Consider the following 16,128-nt stretch of genomic DNA (forward strand, 5'->3'; position numbering starts at 1 on the left):
CGCTAGTGGCCGCCCAGGTAGGCTTCGCGCACCTGGGGATTGGCCAGCAATTCCTGGCCACTGCCGCTCATGCGGATCTCGCCGGTGACCATCACATAGGCACGGTCGGACAGGCGCAGGGCATGGTTGGCGTTCTGCTCTACCAGGAAGATGGTCATGCCGCTCTGCGCCAGCTCGCGCAGGATCTGGAAGATCTGCTTCACCACGATGGGCGCCAGGCCCAGGCTGGGCTCGTCGAGCAGCAGCAGCTTGGGTCGCGCCATCAGCGCCCGGGCGATGGCCAGCATCTGCTGCTCGCCGCCGGACATGGTCATGGCGCGCTGGTTGCGGCGCTCCTTGAGGCGCGGGAAGAGCTCGAACATGCGCTGCATGTCCTCGTCCACCCAGCGGGTGCCGATGGGGATGGTGCCCATCAGCAGATTCTCCTCGACCGTCATGTCGGGGAACACATGGCGCCCCTCCGGCGACTGGGCGATGCCGTTGGAGGCCACGTAGTGGGCGTTCTTGCGGGTGATGTCCTCGCCCCGGTAGAGGATCTGCCCATTGCGCGCCTGGGGCTGGCTGAAGATGGACATCAGCAGGGTGGACTTGCCGGCGCCATTGGAGCCGATCAGGCTCACCGTCTCGCCTTCGTTGATGGACAGGGAGACGCTCTTCAGGGCCTGGATCGGCCCGTAGAAGACGTCGACGTTGCGAAATTCCAGGATCGGCGTGGTCATGCCACCTCCTCTTCTTCGGCGCCGAGGTAGGCGGCGATGACCTTGGGATCGTTGCGGATGTCGGCTGGCAGGCCACGGGCGATGACCTGGCCATGATCCAGCACCACGATGTGGTCGGAGATGTTCATCACCATGCCCATGTCGTGCTCGATCAGCACCACGGTGATGCGGTGCTGGTCGCGCAACAGGCGGATCATCCCGGCCAGGGCTTCGGTCTCGGCCGGGTTGAGGCCGGCGGCGGGTTCGTCCAGGCAGACGATCTCCGGACGGGTACACATGGCGCGGGCGATTTCCAGACGGCGCTGCTGACCGTAGGAGAGTTCGCCGGCCAGGCGGTTGGCGTGATCCACCAGGTCCACTACCTCCAGCCAGTAGAAGGCCGTGTCCAGCGCCTTTTCCTCGGCGCGGCGATAGCCAGGGGTGTTGAGGATGCCGGTGATGAGGTTGCGGTTGCACTGCATGTGCTGCGCCACCAGCAGGTTCTCCACCACCGACATCTCCTTGAACAGGCGGATGTTCTGGAAGGTGCGGGCGAGACCGGCGCGGTTCACCAGGTGAGTGCCGCCGAACATCTTGTACCAGAGCCGGCTGCCGAACTGCACCGGATTGACGAAGTCGGCCGCCTGGAAGCGCTCGCCCATGATTTTGCCGACGCGGGTCGAGCGACCGTTGGCGGTGTCCAGGCGGATCTCGCCATCGGTGGCCTTGTAGAAGCCGGTCAGGCAGTTGAACACCGTGGTCTTGCCGGCGCCGTTGGGGCCGATCAGCGCGGTGATGGACTGGCGCTGGATCTCGAAGCTCACGTTCGAGAGGGCCTTGATGCCGCCGAATCTCATGCCCAGACCCTTTACGGTCAGAATGTTGTCGCTCACGGCGCCACTCCCTTACGAATCGCGAAGCCACTGCGGGCGATACGGATCAGGCCACGCGGCCGCCACATCATCATCACCACCATGAGCACACCGAACACCAGCATGCGGATGTCGCCGAATTCACGCAGCAGTTCGAACAGCAGGGTCATGACGAAGGCTGAGACCACCACCCCGACGGTGGAACCCAAGCCGCCCAGCACCACGATGGCCAGCACCAGCACCGACTCGAAGAAGTTGAACGAGGCCGGGTTGATGAAGCCCTGGTAGGTGGCGAAGAACACCCCGGCCAGGCCGGCGGTGGAGGCACCGATCATGAAGGCCGAGAGCTTGACCAGCACATGGTTCAGGCCCATGGCGCGGCAGGCGATCTCGTCTTCGCGCAGGGCTTCCCAGGCGCGACCGACCGGCATGCGGGTCAGGCGGTGCTTGATGTAGAGCACCAGCAGCACCACCAGGAACAGCACGGTGTAGATGAAGATCATCGTCGCGTTGGGGTTGTAGCTGATGCCCAGCAGCTCATGGATGGGTACCCCGCCCTCCTTCGCCCGACGCCCGAATTCGATGCCGAAGAAGGTCGGCGAAGGCGCGGCGATGCCGTTGGGGCCCTTGGTCACTTCCAGCCAGTTGTTGAGCACCAGGCGGATGATCTCGCCGAAGCCGAGGGTGACGATGGCCAGGTAATCCCCGTGCATGCGCAACACCGGGAACCCCAGTATCGCCCCCGCTACCGCGGCCAGCACCGCGGCGAGCGGCAGCATGGTCCAGAAGCCCAGGCCGAGGTACTGGTAACCCAGCGCCAGGCCGTAGGCGCCGATGGCATAGAAGCCGACGTAGCCGAGGTCGAGCAGACCGGCCAGGCCCACCACGATGTTCAGGCCCAGGCCCAGCAGCACGTAGATCAGGCAGAGGATGATCACCGTCAGCCAGTACTTGGTGGCCAGGAAGGGAAAGGCGATGGCCACCAGGATGATGATGGGCAGGATGAATCTGAGGTTGGACTTGTGTCCCGGCGGCAGCACGTGGACGCCACCGTCGTTGCGCTTGAAGGACTCGATCCAGTCGCGGCCCTTGGCGGTCTGGCCAAACAGGCTGAGCAGGAAACGACCGGCCATGACTACCGCGACCATGATGCCGACGCGGCCGGGCTGGACGTTGTAGCCATAGCCGTCGAGCACGATGCCGACGATGGGGCCGAACAGGATCAGCGAGACCAGGCCGACCATAAAGGTGTCGCGCAGCACGACCTTGAGATCGAAGGAGGAAGACGTCTGACTCATGGATTCACACCTTCGTGACCTGGGGTTTGCCGAGCAGCCCCTGGGGCCTAAAGATCAGGATCGCCACCAGCAGCGAAAAGCTGAAGACGTCCTTGTAGTCCGAGTTCACCAGGCTGGCGAACTGGGCTTCGGAGATGCCGAGGATGATCCCGCCGAGCATGGCGCCGGGCAGCGAACCGATGCCGCCGAGCACCGCCGCGGTAAAGGCCTTGATGCCGATGATGAAGCCGGCATAGAAGTCGAAGGTGCCGTAGTTGAGGGTGATCAGCACCCCGGCCAGCGCCGCCATGGCCGCGCCGATGATGAAGACGTAGGAGATCACCCGGTCGGTGTTGATGCCGAGGATCTGCGCCATCTTGCGATCCTGCTGGGTGGCCCGGCACATGCGACCGAGGGTGGTCTTCTGGATCACGTAGGTGAGCAGCCCCATGCCGATGATGGAGGCCAGGATGATGAAGATCTTGGTGTAGGTGATGATCACGAAGCCTTCGCCGATGTGCAGGCGCAGGGCGCCGTCGAGCAGCGTCGGTACGCCCTGCTGGCGCGCGCCCTGGGCGAGCTGCACGTAGTTCTGCAGGATCAGCGACATGCCGATGGCCGAGATCAGCGGGGCCAGGCGCGTGGAGTTGCGCAGCGGCTTGTAGGCGATGCGCTCGATGGCCCAGCCGTACACGGAGGTGACCACCACGGTGAAGATCAGGGTGCCGAGGATCAGCACCGGGAAGGAATGCAGGCCGAACACGCTCAGCAGGGCGATGCCGATGGCGGCGAGATAGGCCGACACCATGTACACGTCGCCGTGGGCGAAGTTGATCATGCCGATGATGCCATAGACCATGGTGTAGCCGATGGCGATAAGTCCGTAGACCGAGCCCAGGGTCAGGCCGTTGACCAGTTGTTGCAGGAAGATACCGTCCACGTTTGCAGTCTCGCGCTGGATGGATGACGAGGGCCGCCAGCCACCGCCTCGTCCTGGGGCGAAGACGAGGTGGCGGCTGGCGGATTCACGCGAGGATCAGGGCAGCTGGTGGTACTTGCCCTTGTCGTCCCATTCGTACATCACGTAGTCGGAGACCTTGAGGTCGCCCTTGCTGTCCCAGCTCTTCTCACCCAGTACGGTGTTGACGCTGTGGGACTTCAGCCACTCGGCGGCCTTGGCGCCGTCGGTGCCCTTGATGCCGTTGAAGGCGGCGGCCACGGCCTGCAGCGAGGCGTAGGAGTAGAGGGTATAGCCCTCGGGCTCGTAGCCGGACTTGCGCAGGGTTTCCACCACGGTCTTGCCGGCGGGGTTCTGCAGCGGGTCGGCGCCGAAGGTCATCAGCACGCCCTTGGTGTACTGGGCGCCACCGGCGGTGGTGACCAGGTCGGCGGAGACGATGCCGTCGCCGGAGACGAACTTGGCGGTCACGCCCTGCTCGCGCATCTGGCGTACCAGCGGACCGGCTTCGGGGTGCAGGCCGCCGAAGTAGACCACGTCGGCGCCGGAGGCACGGATCTTGGTGACCAGGGAGTTGAAGTCCTTCTCGCCGCGGGTCAGACCCTCGTAGAGCACCTCTTTCACGCCGCGCTTGTTGAGCTGCGCCTTGGTGGCGTCGGCCAGGCCCTGACCGTAGGTGTCCTTGTCGTGGATGATGGCGACCTTCTTGGCCTTGAGCACGTCGACGATATAGTCGCCGGCCACGATGCCCTGCTGGTCGTCACGTCCGCACATGCGGAACACGCCGGTCAGGCCACGCTCGGTGATCTTGGGGTTGGTGGACGCCGGGGTGATGGAGATGATGCCGGCTTCGTCGTAGATCTCCGAGGCGGGCATGGTGTTGGAGGAGCAGAAGTGGCCGATCACGGCCTTGACCTTCTCCGAGTCCACCAGGCGGTTGGCCACGGCCACGGCCTGCTTGGGCTCGCAGGCGTCGTCACCCTGCACCAGCTTGATCTTCTCGCCATTGATGCCACCGGCGGCGTTGATGTCCGCCGCGGCCTGGGTAGCCCCCTTCCAGAACTGCTCGCCATAGGCGGCACTGGCCCCGGTGTAGGGACCGGCGACACCGATCACGATGTCGGCATGCGCCAGGGAGGAGAGAGTGAACGCAGAACCGATAGCGAGAGCCAGAATGCCTTTTCTGTAAATCTTCGACATGGGAGGTGTGCTCCAGAGGGTGGTTGGCCTGTTCGCCGGAGCAAAGCCTGTGCCATCACCCAGCTGTGTACCGGGCGCAAAGGCCATTTGCCGCCACCGCGATGAGCCAAAACCTTCGTTTGCAGGCGGCGAGGGCTGCTGCCAGTGGACTCGACTGCGCCTTAGACTTTTGTCTTAACTGGCTCATTAGTCTGGATAATTCTGCAAAGCGGTAGCAGCGGAACAGGCAAAAGGCAGCGGTTTGTTACCAGATAGCAACCCGGTTGCACCTGTTTCGCACCAAAACGTAACACCGTCCCCACACTGTGCCACCAAAGTAACCATGATCCTGCGGCCTCAGGCCCCTGGGAAATCCGCCGTTCTCTCAGCCTGCTGGCGGTTATGAACAGCCATGAAAAAGCGGCCGACTTGCACAGGTCTAGATGCGCAAATCGGCCGCTTCGGGCGTTATCGCCCGGCCCGAGGGCCGGTGACAGCGGGTATGGCGGGGTCGCTAGAGCACCACGCGCAGGCACTGCCCCGCGTGATAGAGGGTGAAGCCGGCTTCGTACATCAGACTGCGCCACTGGCCGACCGGATTGGCATCCAGCGACGCCAGGGGCAGCGGCAGGTCGTGGCGATCGCCGCTGCACAGATAGCGGGCAAAGGCCTGCCCCACCACCGTGCCCGTGGTCACCCCGCGACCGTTGTAGCCGGACACCGCCAGCAACCCCGGCGCCGGCTCGAACAGTCGCATCAGATGATCGGGCGTGAAGCCGATACGGCCCGTCCAGCTGCACTCCCACTCGACCTTTCCGAGCGCCGGGAAATAGTGCCGCTGGATACGATCGGCCCAGGCGCGGATGAAGCCGGCCGGCCGCCCCGCCATGTTGCCGAGACTGCCCAGCAGCAGACGGCCATCGGCATCGCGGCGGATGCTGCTGAGCACCGTCCGGGTATCCCAGGAACCACGGCCCCGGGGCAGGATGAAATCCGCTTCCGGACCGAGCGGCCGCGAGGCCACCTGGTAGTAGTAGCCCGGGAAGAATTGCGTCCGCAGAGTGGTCCACTCGCCTTCGGTGTAGGCATTGGAAGCGATCACCACCTGGTCGGCGGTGACTCGTCCCTGTGGGGTTTCCACCTGCCAGCGTTCGCCGACCCGCTGCAGGCGCTGTACCGCGCTCCGCTCGAACAGCTCGCCGCCTTCCTGACGCAGCGCCCTGGCCAGGCCCAGGGCATAACCCATGGGCACCAGGGTGCCGGCGCGATGATCGAGCAGTGCGCCACTGATGTCGCGCGTGCCGCAGGCGCTGTAACAGGCTTCCCCCTCAAGCAGCTCGACCCGGGCACCGCGCCGCTGCCATTGCTCGGCACGCTGCCCCAGATCGGCCAGGCCCTTGGCGCTGTGCGCCATGTGCAGAGTGCCGGCGCGGCGCGGCTGGCAATCGATGCCATAGCGCTCGATGAGACCGAATACCTGACTCGGCGCATCGCCCATCACGCCCAGCAGGCGCTCTCCGACCTCCGGCCCCAGGGTCGCCACGGCTTCGTCCGGCGGGATCCACATGCCGGCATTGACCAGCCCGACATTGCGTCCGGAGCCGCCATGGCCGACGCCATGGGCTTCCAGCAGCACCACCCGCCGCCCGGCCTGCGCCAGGTGCAGGCCGGTGGACAGGCCGGTATAGCCACCGCCGATAACGCAGACCTCGGTGTCACGCTCGCCCTGCAACGACGCCCCCGGCACCGCCGGATACAGCCGCTCCCACAGGCACTCTTCACGCAACTGCATTCTCTGCGCTCCTGGCGGACCCACTCAGTCGAAGACGATGCCCTGGGCCAGCGGCAGTTCGCGGGAATAGTTGACGGTGTTGGTCTGGCGGCGCATGTAGGCCTTCCAGGCGTCGGAGCCGGATTCGCGACCGCCACCGGTTTCCTTCTCGCCACCGAAGGCGCCACCGATCTCGGCACCGCTCGGTCCGATGTTGACGTTGGCGATGCCGCAGTCGCTGCCGGTCGCCGACATGAAGGCCTCGGCCTCGCGCACGTCGGTGGTGAAGATGCAGGACGACAGGCCCTGGGGTACGGCGTTGTTCAGCGCCACCGCCTCGTCGAAATCGTCATAGGTCAGCACATAGAGGATGGGGGCGAAGGTCTCATGGCGCACCGCCTCGCTCTGCTCGGGCATCTCGACGATGGCCGGCGCCACGTAGTAGGCCTCGGGATACTGCTCAGCCAGCTGACGCTCGCCGCCGTAGACCACGCCGCCCTCGCCACGCGCCTGTTCCAGTGCACCCTGCATGGCCTGGAAACTGGCCGCATCGATCAGCGGACCGATCAGGTTGCCTTCCAGCGGATGGCCGATGCGGACTTTGGCATAGGCGGTCTTCAGCCGGGCGACGATCTCGTCCTTCACCGAACGGTGGGCGATCAGCCGGCGCAGGGTGGTGCAGCGCTGGCCGGCGGTACCGACGGCGCTGAACAGGATGGCGCGTACCGCCATGTCCAGATCGGCGCTCGGCGCGAGGATCATGGCATTGTTGCCACCCAGCTCGAGGATGCTGCGGCCGAAGCGCGCTGCAACCCGCGGTCCTACCTCGCGACCCATGCGGGTGCTACCCGTGGCGCTCACCAGCGCCACCCGCGGATCGTCCACCAGAGCCTCACCGGCGGCGCGATCACCGACGATGACCTGACTCAGATCGGCCGGGGCATCGCCAAAGCGCGCCAGGGCCTTCTCGAACAGCGCCTGGCAGGCCAGGGCGGTCAGCGGGGTCTTTTCCGAAGGCTTCCAGATCACCGGATTGCCGCAGACCAGGGCCAGGGCGGCGTTCCACGACCAGACCGCCACCGGGAAGTTGAAGGCACTGATGATGCCCACCACGCCCAGCGGCTGCCAGGATTCGCGCATGTGGTGACCGGGCCGCTCGGAGGCGATGGTCAGACCATAGAGCTGGCGCGACAGGCCAACGGCGAAGTCGCAGATGTCGATCATCTCCTGGACTTCACCCAGGCCCTCCTGGGTGATCTTGCCGGCTTCCCAGGACACCAGCTCGCCGAGATCGGCCTTGTGCGCGCGCAGTTCTTCACCCAGCAGCCGCACCAGTTCGCCCCGGCGCGGCGCCGGCACCGCGCGCCAGGCCTGGAAGGCGCGCTCGGCACGGGAGATCTTCTGCTCCACTTCGGCGGCGCTTTCCAGGGCGACGCTGCCCAGTTGGCTGCCATCGATGGGGAATGCACCCGGTGCTCGCCTTGGGTGTAGTGCTGGGCAGAAACGCCGAGGCGTTCCAACAGGGCCTTGCTCATGCTGAGGTCTCCGCGGAAAGGGAATCGTCCCTGAGTATGGTCAGCCCAGCGGCGCCGGACAACCGACCTTTGCTCGGCATATCATTCCCTTTTTTCATGCCGCGAGTCCGCTCATGCAACGCCGCCACCTGCCGTCCATCACCGCCATGCAGTGCTTCGAGGCGGTCGCGCGTCATCTGAGCTTCACCCGCGCGGCCGACGAACTGGCGCTGACCCAGAGCGCCGTCAGCAAACAGGTCGCCCAGCTCGAGGACCTGCTGCAGCACAGTTTGTTTCGCCGGGTCCGTCGCCGCCTGCAGCTTACCCCGGCGGGCGCCCTCTACCTCGCCGAGGTGGACAAGATCCTCAATCAGCTGGAGATGTCGGCGCGCTATCTGAGGTCCTATGGCGGCGAGACCGAGGTGCTGCGCGTGGCCACCCCGCCGACCTTTGGCGAGCGCTGGCTGGTGCCGCGGCTCAAGGGCTGGCGCCTGCGCTTTCCCAACATCCACCTGGATGTCTCCAGCGCCCTGGAACCGGTGGACTTCCGCGACCCCCGGCATGACGTGGCGCTGTTCTACGGCCACGGCAGCTGGCCGGGCGCCGAGTGCGAACTGCTGCTGCACGAGCACATGGTCGCGGTCTGCGCGCCGGACCTGCTACCCGCCGAGGGCATCGCCGGACCCGAGCAACTGGTGGACTTCGTCCTGCTGCAGAACACCACCCGCCCGGAATCCTGGCACGACTGGTACGCCAGCCTCGGGCGCGACGAGGTGCACAGCCACCACGGCCCGCGCTTCGACACCTTCACCCTCTGCGCCCGCGCCGCCCAGGAAGGCTGCGGGGTAGCCCTGCTCCCGGAATTCCTGGTCGCCGAAGAACTGGCTTCCGGTCGCCTGGTGCTCGCCTGGCCCCATCGCCTGGCCAGCCCACATGCCTACTGGCTGGCCTATCCGGAACAGATGGCCGAGGTGCCCAAGGTGCGCAGCTTTATCGAGTGGATCCGCGAGAAGGCTTGATGCACTGGCCAATCGTGACCATGGCGGTTCGCAGGTGCGACCGCTTGCCGTTTGCCGATCGCGGCCATGGGCCGCTCCTACAAAACATCACTCTCTGTAGGAGCGGCCGCATCGGCGGACCGCCACGGCCGCGATGAGGATGTCCACCGCGAACTTCATCCCGCACCAGAAACGAAAAACCCGGCCGAGGCCGGGTTTTTTATTCAGGGTCGTCTTAGACGCCGGAGGCTTCCGCCGCCGCCACATCCTTGATCGACAGCTTGATGCGACCGCGGTTGTCCACGTCCAGCACCAGCACCTTCACTTCCTGACCTTCTTTCAGCACGTCGGTGACCTTCTCGATGCGCTGATCGCTCAGCTGCGAGATGTGCACCAGACCATCCTTGCCAGGCAGGATGCTGACGAAGGCGCCGAAGTCGACGATGCGCTCCACCTTGCCGACATAGATCTTGCCGATCTCGGCCTCGGCAGTGATGCCCAGGACGCGCTGCTTGGCCGCTTCAGCGGCTTCGCGAGTCTCGCCGTAGATCTTGATGGTGCCGTCGTCTTCGATGTCGATCGACGCCTTGGTCTCTTCGCAGATACCACGGATGGTGGCGCCACCCTTGCCGATCACGTCGCGGATCTTGTCCTGGTCGATCTTCATCGCCAGCATGGTCGGGGCATTTTCGGACAGCTCGGCACGCGACTCGGAGATCACCTGGTTCATCTGACCCAGGATGTTCAGACGCGCTTCCAGCGCCTGCTCCAGAGCGATCTCCATGATCTCTTCGGTGATGCCGTTGATCTTGATGTCCATCTGCAGGGCGGTGACGCCCTTGGCAGTACCGGCCACCTTGAAGTCCATGTCGCCGAGGTGATCTTCGTCACCCAGGATGTCGGTCAGGACGGCGAACTTCTCGCCTTCCTTGACCAGACCCATGGCGATACCGGCAACCGGGGCCTTGACCGGCACACCGGCATCCATCAGCGCCAGAGAGGCACCGCAGACCGAGGCCATGGAGCTGGAGCCGTTGGACTCGGTGATCTCGGAGACCACGCGGATGCTGTAGGGGAAGGCGTCCTGGGTCGGCAGCATGGCCTGGATGCCACGACGGGCCAGACGGCCGTGACCGATCTCGCGACGGCCCGGGCTGCCCATGCGGCCGCACTCGCCGACCGAGAAGGGCGGGAAGTTGTAGTGCAGCATGAAGCTGTCACGGCGCTCGCCTTCCAGGGTGTCCAGCAGCTGCGAGTCACGGGCGGTACCCAGGGTCGCGGTGACCAGGGCCTGGGTTTCGCCACGGGTGAACAGTGCCGAACCGTGGGTCTTCTTCAGCGGACCGACTTCGATCTGCAGCGGGCGAACGGTGCGGGTGTCGCGACCATCGATACGCGGCTTGCCGTCGACGATGTTCTGGCGCACGGTGCGGTATTCCAGCAGACCGAAGGTCTCCTTGACCTCGGCTTCGCTGTACTGACCGTTCTCACCGGCCAGCTTGGCGATGGCCTGGTCACGCAGGGCACCCAGGGCCGCATAGCGATCCTGCTTGATGGTGATGGTGTAGGCACGGGACACGGCGTCGCCGACTTCGGCCTTGACGGCTTCGATCAGGGCGGTGTTCTCGGCAGGCGCCTGCCAGTTCCAGGTCGGCTTGCCAGCTTCGGCAGCGAACTGGCTGATGGCTTCGATGGCCACCTGGAATTCTTCGTGGGCGAACAGCACGCCGCCCAGCATCTGGTCTTCGGTCAGCTCGTCGGCTTCGGATTCCACCATCAGCACGGCGTCACGGGTACCGGCCACGACCATGTCCAGGCTGGAGCTCTGCAGCTGCTCGTAGCTGGGGTTCAGCAGGTAGCCCAGTTCGCTGTGGTAGCCCACGCGGGCGGCGGCAATCGGACCGGCGAAGGGATACCGGAAATGGCCAGGGCGGCGGAGGTGCCGATCATGGCGGCGATGTCCGGATCGGACTTCTTGTTGGTGCTGACCACGGTGCAGACCACCTGGACTTCGTTGAGGAAGCCTTCGGGGAACAGCGGACGGATCGGACGATCGATCAGGCGCGAGGTCAGGGTTTCCTTCTCGGAAGGACGGCCTTCACGCTTGAAGTAACCACCGGGGATGCGGCCAGCGGCGTAGGTCTTCTCCTGGTAGTGCACGGACAGCGGGAAGAAGTCCTTGCCGACGGCGGGCTGCTTGGCACCGACCACGGTGACCAGCACGCTGACGTCATCGGTGGAGACCAGCACGGCACCGGTCGCCTGGCGCGCGATGCGGCCGGTTTCCAGGGTGAAGTTCTGCTCACCGAACTTGAATTGCTTGATTACTGGATTCACAGTCTTTCCTTCTCTTTATTGCCTTGGGGGAAACAGGGGCGACCAGAGGGATTCGGACCCTCGCTGATCTCCGGGGTGACGCAGGCCGATTCTGCCGGCCTTTCAAGCAAAAAAGCCGGAGGCCGGCGCGAGCCGACCTCCAGCTTCAGACTGCTTGCAGCAGGTCTGCATCGTATTAACGACGCAGGCCCAGGCGAGCGATCAGTGCGCTGTAACGAGAGGTGTCTTTGGACTTCAGGTAGTCCAGCAGCTTACGACGCTGGTTGACCATGCGGATCAGACCACGACGGCTGTGGTGATCCTTGCCGTTGATCTTGAAGTGACCTTGCAGCTTGTCGATGTTGGCGGACAGCAGGGCAACCTGCACTTCCGGCGAACCGGTGTCGCCTTCGGCGCGCTTGAACTCGTTTACGATCTGGGCTTTGTCTTCAACGCTCAGTGCCATGATAGGGCTCCTCTGAGGAACAGGCCGGGATAGGTCCCGTGCTTAGGAAAGAGGTGTGACCGTGCCTGCTGACAGCCACCCTCGGTATCGGTCTAGGACCGAATCAGTCTACGGGGGCAACCTGCCCCTCGTCATCAATCTCGCCGATGCCGATGAAACGACCCTGGTCGTCCTGCACCCGCATCAAGCCGAATTTCGGTGCATTGGCCGCCCGGACGGGCTGACCGTGCAACCAGTAGTAGGCGCTGTGCTGAGTCAACTGCACCAGCGGCCAGTGCTCCAGGCCACTGTCGACCGGCAGCAGGAAGCGATCCAGCGCTGCGGAACCGCCTTCGGCGTGCACCGCCTCCAGCTCTTCCAGGCTGATGGCCTGCGCCAGACCGAAGGGGCCGGCCTGGGTACGGCGCAACTCGGCCACATGGGCACCGCAGCCGAGCAGGGCGCCGAGGTCTTCGACCAGGGTGCGCACATAGGTGCCCTTGCTGCAGGCCACTTCCAGCGTCGCGCGATCTTCCTGCAACGCCAGCAGTTCCAGCCGGGCAATAGTAACAGAACGCGGCTCGCGCTCCACTACTTCGCCCGCACGCGCCAGCTTGTAGAGCGGCTGACCGTCGCGCTTCAGCGCCGAATACATCGGCGGAATCTGCTCTATCTGGCCCCGGAAGGCCGGTAGCGCCGCCCGGATGGCCGCTTCGTCGACCGCGACCGCTCGTCGCTCCAGCACCTCACCCTCGGCATCGCCGGTGGTGGTGGTGACGCCGAGTTGCGCCACGGTGCTGTAGCCCTTGTCGGCATCCAGCAGGTACTGGGAAAACTTGGTCGCCTCGCCAAAGCACAGCGGCAGTACGCCGGTGGCCAGGGGATCCAGGCTACCGGTGTGCCCGGCCTTTTCGGCATTGAGCAGCCAGCGGACCTTTTGCAGGGCGGCATTGGAGGAAAAGCCGCGCGGCTTGTCCAGCACCAGCACGCCATGCACCTGCCGGCGAATTCGCTTGACCTGGGCCACCCTACTCCTCCCCGTCCTGCCGACGGTCTTCGGCGACCGCCCGCTCGATCAGCGCCGACAGCTGGGCGCCGCGACGGATGCTCTCGTCATACTGGAAACCCAGTTGCGGAACGGTCCGCAGTTTCATCGCCCGACCCAACTGCTGCCGCAGGAAGCCGGAGGCATCCTTGAGGATGGCGATATTCTGCTTGATCGCCTCGGGGTCATCGTCCTTGCCCAGCACGGTGATGTGCACCTTGGCATGGGACAGATCACGGGCCACGTCCACGCCGGTGATGGTCACCATGCCCAGCCGTGGATCTTTGATTTCGCGATGGATCAACAGCGCCAGTTCGCGCTGTATCTGATCACCGATACGCTGGGTACGGCTGAATTCTTTGGCCATGTCGAAACTCTCGTACAAAAGGCCGCAGACGTCAGGCCTGCCAGCCATGAACCTTGGAAACGCGAACGGCAAGTCCGGACCTGGCAGGGTTCTGCCAGGTCCGCGACCTGCCGTCCTGGTGCAGAGTCGTCGTTACAGCGAACGGGCGACCTGAACCTTCTCGAACACTTCGATCTTGTCGCCGACGCGGACGTCGTTGTAGCTCTTCACGCCGATACCGCATTCCATGCCGGCACGCACTTCGGCCACGTCATCCTTGAAGCGACGCAGGGATTCCAGCTCGCCTTCGAAGATGACCACGTCTTCGCGCAGGACGCGGATCGGACGGTTGCGGTGCACCATGCCCTCGGTGACCATGCAGCCGGCGACGGCGCCGAACTTGGGCGAACGGAAGACGTCACGTACTTCAGCGATACCCAGGATGTTCTCCCGGACGTCACTGCCCAGCATGCCGGTCAGCGCCTTCTTCACATCTTCGATGATGTCGTAGATGACGTTGTAGTAGCGCATGTCGAGGCCTTCCTGCTCGACGATCTTCCGCGCCCCGGCATCGGCCCGGACGTTGAAGCCGAACAGCACGGCATTGGACGCCAGCGCCAGGTTGGCATCGCTCTCGGTAATACCACCGACGCCACCGCCGACTACCCGTACCTGGACTTCGTCGTTGCCCAGACCGGACAGCGAACCCTGCAGCGCCTCGAGGGAGCCGCGCACATCGGACTTGAGCACGATGTTGAGGGTCTTTTTCTCGTCCTGGCCCATGTTCTCGAAGATGTTCTCGAGCTTGCCGGCGTGAGCGCGGGCCAGCTTGATCTCGCGGAACTTGCCCTGACGGAACAGCGCCACTTCGCGGGCCTTCTTCTCGTCGGTCAGCACGGTGAGTTCGTCACCGGCATCCGGGGTGCCGTCCAGGCCGAGAATCTCGACCGGGATGGACGGGCCGGCTTCCTTGATCGGCTTGCCGTTCTCGTCGAGCATGGCACGGATGCGGCCGAAGTTGACGCCGACCAGCGCCATGTCGCCCTGCCGCAGGGTACCGTTCTGGACCAGCACGGTAGCGACCGGACCACGACCCTTGTCCAGGCGCGATTCGATGACCACACCGCGACCGGGTGCTTCCGGCGTAGCGGTCAGCTCCAGGACTTCGGCCTGCAGCAGGATGGCTTCGAGCAGCTCGTCCACACCGGTACCGGCCTTGGCCGAGACGTGCACGAACTGGGTATCGCCGCCCCACTCTTCCGGGATGACCTGACGACCGGCCAGATCGTGCTTGACGCGATCCGGATCGGCATCGGGCTTGTCGATCTTGTTGACCGCCACGACGATGGGGACACCCGCCGCCTTGGCGTGCTGGATGGCTTCCTCGGTCTGCGGCATGACGCCGTCATCGGCCGCGACGACCAGGATGACGATGTCGGTGGCCTTGGCACCACGGGCACGCATCGCGGTGAACGCGGCGTGGCCAGGGGTATCCAGGAAGGTCACCATGCCACGCTCGGTTTCGACGTGGTAGGCACCGATGTGCTGGGTGATGCCACCGGCTTCGCCCGACGCGACCTTGGCGCGACGGATGTAGTCCAGCAGCGAGGTCTTGCCGTGGTCGACGTGACCCATGACGGTCACCACCGGCGCACGGTGCAGGGCCTTGCCACCCTCGAACTTGAGGGACTCGGCCAGTTGGTCTTCTAGGGCGTTCTCGTTGACCAGCTTGACCTTGTGGCCCAGCTCTTCGGCCACCAGCTGCGCCGTCTCGCGGTCGAGCACCTGGTTGATGGTGGCGGGAGACCCCATCTTGAACATGAACTTGATGACTTCGGCGGCCTTCACCGACATCTGCTGAGCTAGCTCAGAGACGGTGATGGTCTCACCTAGATTGACTTCGCGCACTACAGGTCCTGTCGGGCTCTGGAACCCGTGTTGGTTTCGCTTCTTGAGTCGCGATTTGCCACCGCGACCGCCACGCCGGCCAAAGCCCTCTTCCTCGTCGTCGCCACTGCGCACGGTACGGGGAGCTGCGACCTTGTCCTTGATCGACGGGCGATGCTGGGCATTCTTGCGCTCACGGCGCTCGTCTTCTTCGCGCTTGCTGCTCGGGGCAGGATGCACGGGACGACGCGGTTCTTCGCGCTTGCGCTCACCAGCCGGGTCGGCTTTCTTGACCTCGGCGGCAGGCGCGACAGCGGGTTGCTGCTCGGCCACCACGGCCGGGGCTTCCGGCGCGGCAGGGGCTGCAGCCTCGGCGGGGACCGCCTGCTGCGTGGCCTGAGCCGCGGCTTCGGCCTGCTGCTGGGCAGCGGCCTCGGCAGCGCGCTGGGCTTCTTCCTCGGCACGTGCCTGGACAGCGGCCTCTTCGGCGGCGCGCCGGGCTTCCTGCTCGCGGCGCTGTTCGGCCTCGAGTTCAGCGGTGCTGCGCTTGACGAAGGTCTTCTTCTTGCGCACTTCGACGCTGACTGTCTTGCTGCCGGCCACTTTCAGCGTGGTCTGGGTCTTGCGCTGCAGGGTGATCTTGCTTGGCTCGTCGAGCTGCGCGGTCCCCTTCAGGTGCGTCAGCAGGGCCTGCTTTTCCGCATCGCTCACCAACTGCTCAGCACTGCTGTGCGTCAGACCTGCCTCGCGCATCTGCTGTAGCAGACGTTCCACCGGCGTATTGACCGTTTGGGCCAGTTCTTTCACCGTGACTTGCGTCAT

10 protein-coding genes and 3 pseudogenes are annotated in these 16,128 nt (G+C 64.9%); 1 reads left to right on the forward strand and 12 read right to left on the reverse strand.

Going from position 1 to position 16,128, the window contains the following annotated elements; all coding sequences use genetic code 11:
- Nucleotides 1–2: 2 nt before the first annotated feature.
- From BGI51_RS04825 to amaB, 7 genes and pseudogenes are all read right to left on the reverse strand, one after another.
- A complete protein-coding gene (locus BGI51_RS04825; RefSeq protein ID WP_007162636.1) occupies nucleotides 3–719 on the reverse strand; it encodes an ABC transporter ATP-binding protein in 717 nt (238 codons plus the stop codon).
- Nucleotides 716–1,591, reverse strand: a complete 876-nt coding sequence (locus tag BGI51_RS04830; RefSeq protein ID WP_187980462.1) for an ABC transporter ATP-binding protein — start codon at nucleotides 1,589–1,591, stop codon at nucleotides 716–718. Before BGI51_RS04830 ends, BGI51_RS04825 begins: the two co-directional genes overlap by 4 nt.
- Complete coding sequence (livM, locus tag BGI51_RS04835) at nucleotides 1,588–2,868, reverse strand: high-affinity branched-chain amino acid ABC transporter permease LivM (protein WP_133863054.1); 1,281 nt, start codon at nucleotides 2,866–2,868, stop codon at nucleotides 1,588–1,590. The genes BGI51_RS04830 and livM overlap by 4 nt, the downstream gene beginning before the upstream one ends.
- Nucleotides 2,869–2,872: 4 nt before the next feature.
- Nucleotides 2,873–3,787, reverse strand: coding sequence for an ABC transporter permease subunit (locus BGI51_RS04840; RefSeq protein WP_007162639.1), 915 nt, complete (start codon nucleotides 3,785–3,787; stop codon nucleotides 2,873–2,875).
- A 96-nt stretch (nucleotides 3,788–3,883) separates the two neighbouring features.
- On the reverse strand, nucleotides 3,884–5,005 hold the full coding sequence (locus tag BGI51_RS04845; RefSeq protein WP_187980463.1) for a branched-chain amino acid ABC transporter substrate-binding protein: 1,122 nt from the start codon (nucleotides 5,003–5,005) through the stop codon (nucleotides 3,884–3,886).
- A 493-nt stretch (nucleotides 5,006–5,498) separates the two neighbouring features.
- Complete coding sequence (gene amaA / locus BGI51_RS04850; RefSeq protein ID WP_187980464.1) at nucleotides 5,499–6,776, reverse strand: L-pipecolate oxidase; 1,278 nt, start codon at nucleotides 6,774–6,776, stop codon at nucleotides 5,499–5,501.
- 24 nt (nucleotides 6,777–6,800) lie between these two features.
- Nucleotides 6,801–8,290 (reverse strand): annotated as a pseudogene (gene amaB, locus BGI51_RS04855) (L-piperidine-6-carboxylate dehydrogenase).
- 113 nt (nucleotides 8,291–8,403) lie between these two features.
- Between amaB and BGI51_RS04860 the strand changes: the two are divergent.
- Nucleotides 8,404–9,288 carry a LysR substrate-binding domain-containing protein gene (locus BGI51_RS04860; RefSeq protein WP_133863051.1) on the forward strand — a complete coding sequence of 295 codons (885 nt, stop codon included), beginning with the start codon at nucleotides 8,404–8,406 and terminating at the stop codon, nucleotides 9,286–9,288.
- 214 nt (nucleotides 9,289–9,502) lie between these two features.
- Here BGI51_RS04860 and pnp read toward each other — a convergent pair.
- The 5 genes and pseudogenes from pnp to infB all read right to left on the reverse strand — a co-directional run bounded on the left by pnp (nucleotide 9,503) and on the right by infB (nucleotide 16,128).
- Nucleotides 9,503–11,604: pseudogene (pnp, locus tag BGI51_RS04865) on the reverse strand (polyribonucleotide nucleotidyltransferase).
- Between the two features lie 175 nt (nucleotides 11,605–11,779).
- On the reverse strand, nucleotides 11,780–12,049 hold the full coding sequence (rpsO, locus tag BGI51_RS04870; protein ID WP_133863049.1) for a 30S ribosomal protein S15: 270 nt from the start codon (nucleotides 12,047–12,049) through the stop codon (nucleotides 11,780–11,782).
- A gap of 92 nt (nucleotides 12,050–12,141) precedes the next feature.
- Nucleotides 12,142–13,055, reverse strand: a pseudogene (gene truB / locus BGI51_RS04875) (tRNA pseudouridine(55) synthase TruB).
- Between the two features lies 1 nt (nucleotide 13,056).
- Nucleotides 13,057–13,440: a 30S ribosome-binding factor RbfA gene (gene rbfA / locus BGI51_RS04880; RefSeq protein ID WP_133863047.1), complete on the reverse strand. Its 384-nt coding sequence runs from the start codon at nucleotides 13,438–13,440 to the stop codon at nucleotides 13,057–13,059.
- 132 nt (nucleotides 13,441–13,572) lie between these two features.
- Nucleotides 13,573–16,128: a translation initiation factor IF-2 gene (gene infB / locus BGI51_RS04885; protein ID WP_187980466.1), complete on the reverse strand. Its 2,556-nt coding sequence runs from the start codon at nucleotides 16,126–16,128 to the stop codon at nucleotides 13,573–13,575.

This window comes from Pseudomonas oryzihabitans, assembly GCF_014522265.1.
GTDB classification, from domain to species: domain Bacteria; phylum Pseudomonadota; class Gammaproteobacteria; order Pseudomonadales; family Pseudomonadaceae; genus Chryseomonas; species Chryseomonas aestiva.

What these genes read in the sequence shown, in the direction of transcription:
- rbfA (WP_133863047.1), bottom strand. Translation starts at nt 13,440, where the DNA reads ATGGCCAAAGAATTCAGCCGTACCCAGCGTATCGGTGATCAGATACAG.
- infB (WP_187980466.1), bottom strand. Translation starts at nt 16,128, where the DNA reads ATGACGCAAGTCACGGTGAAAGAACTGGCCCAAACGGTCAATACGCCG.
- BGI51_RS04860 (WP_133863051.1), top strand. Translation starts at nt 8,404, where the DNA reads ATGCAACGCCGCCACCTGCCGTCCATCACCGCCATGCAGTGCTTCGAG.
- amaA (WP_187980464.1), bottom strand. Translation starts at nt 6,776, where the DNA reads ATGCAGTTGCGTGAAGAGTGCCTGTGGGAGCGGCTGTATCCGGCGGTG.
- BGI51_RS04845 (WP_187980463.1), bottom strand. Translation starts at nt 5,005, where the DNA reads ATGTCGAAGATTTACAGAAAAGGCATTCTGGCTCTCGCTATCGGTTCT.
- livM (WP_133863054.1), bottom strand. Translation starts at nt 2,868, where the DNA reads ATGAGTCAGACGTCTTCCTCCTTCGATCTCAAGGTCGTGCTGCGCGAC.
- BGI51_RS04825 (WP_007162636.1), bottom strand. Translation starts at nt 719, where the DNA reads ATGACCACGCCGATCCTGGAATTTCGCAACGTCGACGTCTTCTACGGG.
- rpsO (WP_133863049.1), bottom strand. Translation starts at nt 12,049, where the DNA reads ATGGCACTGAGCGTTGAAGACAAAGCCCAGATCGTAAACGAGTTCAAG.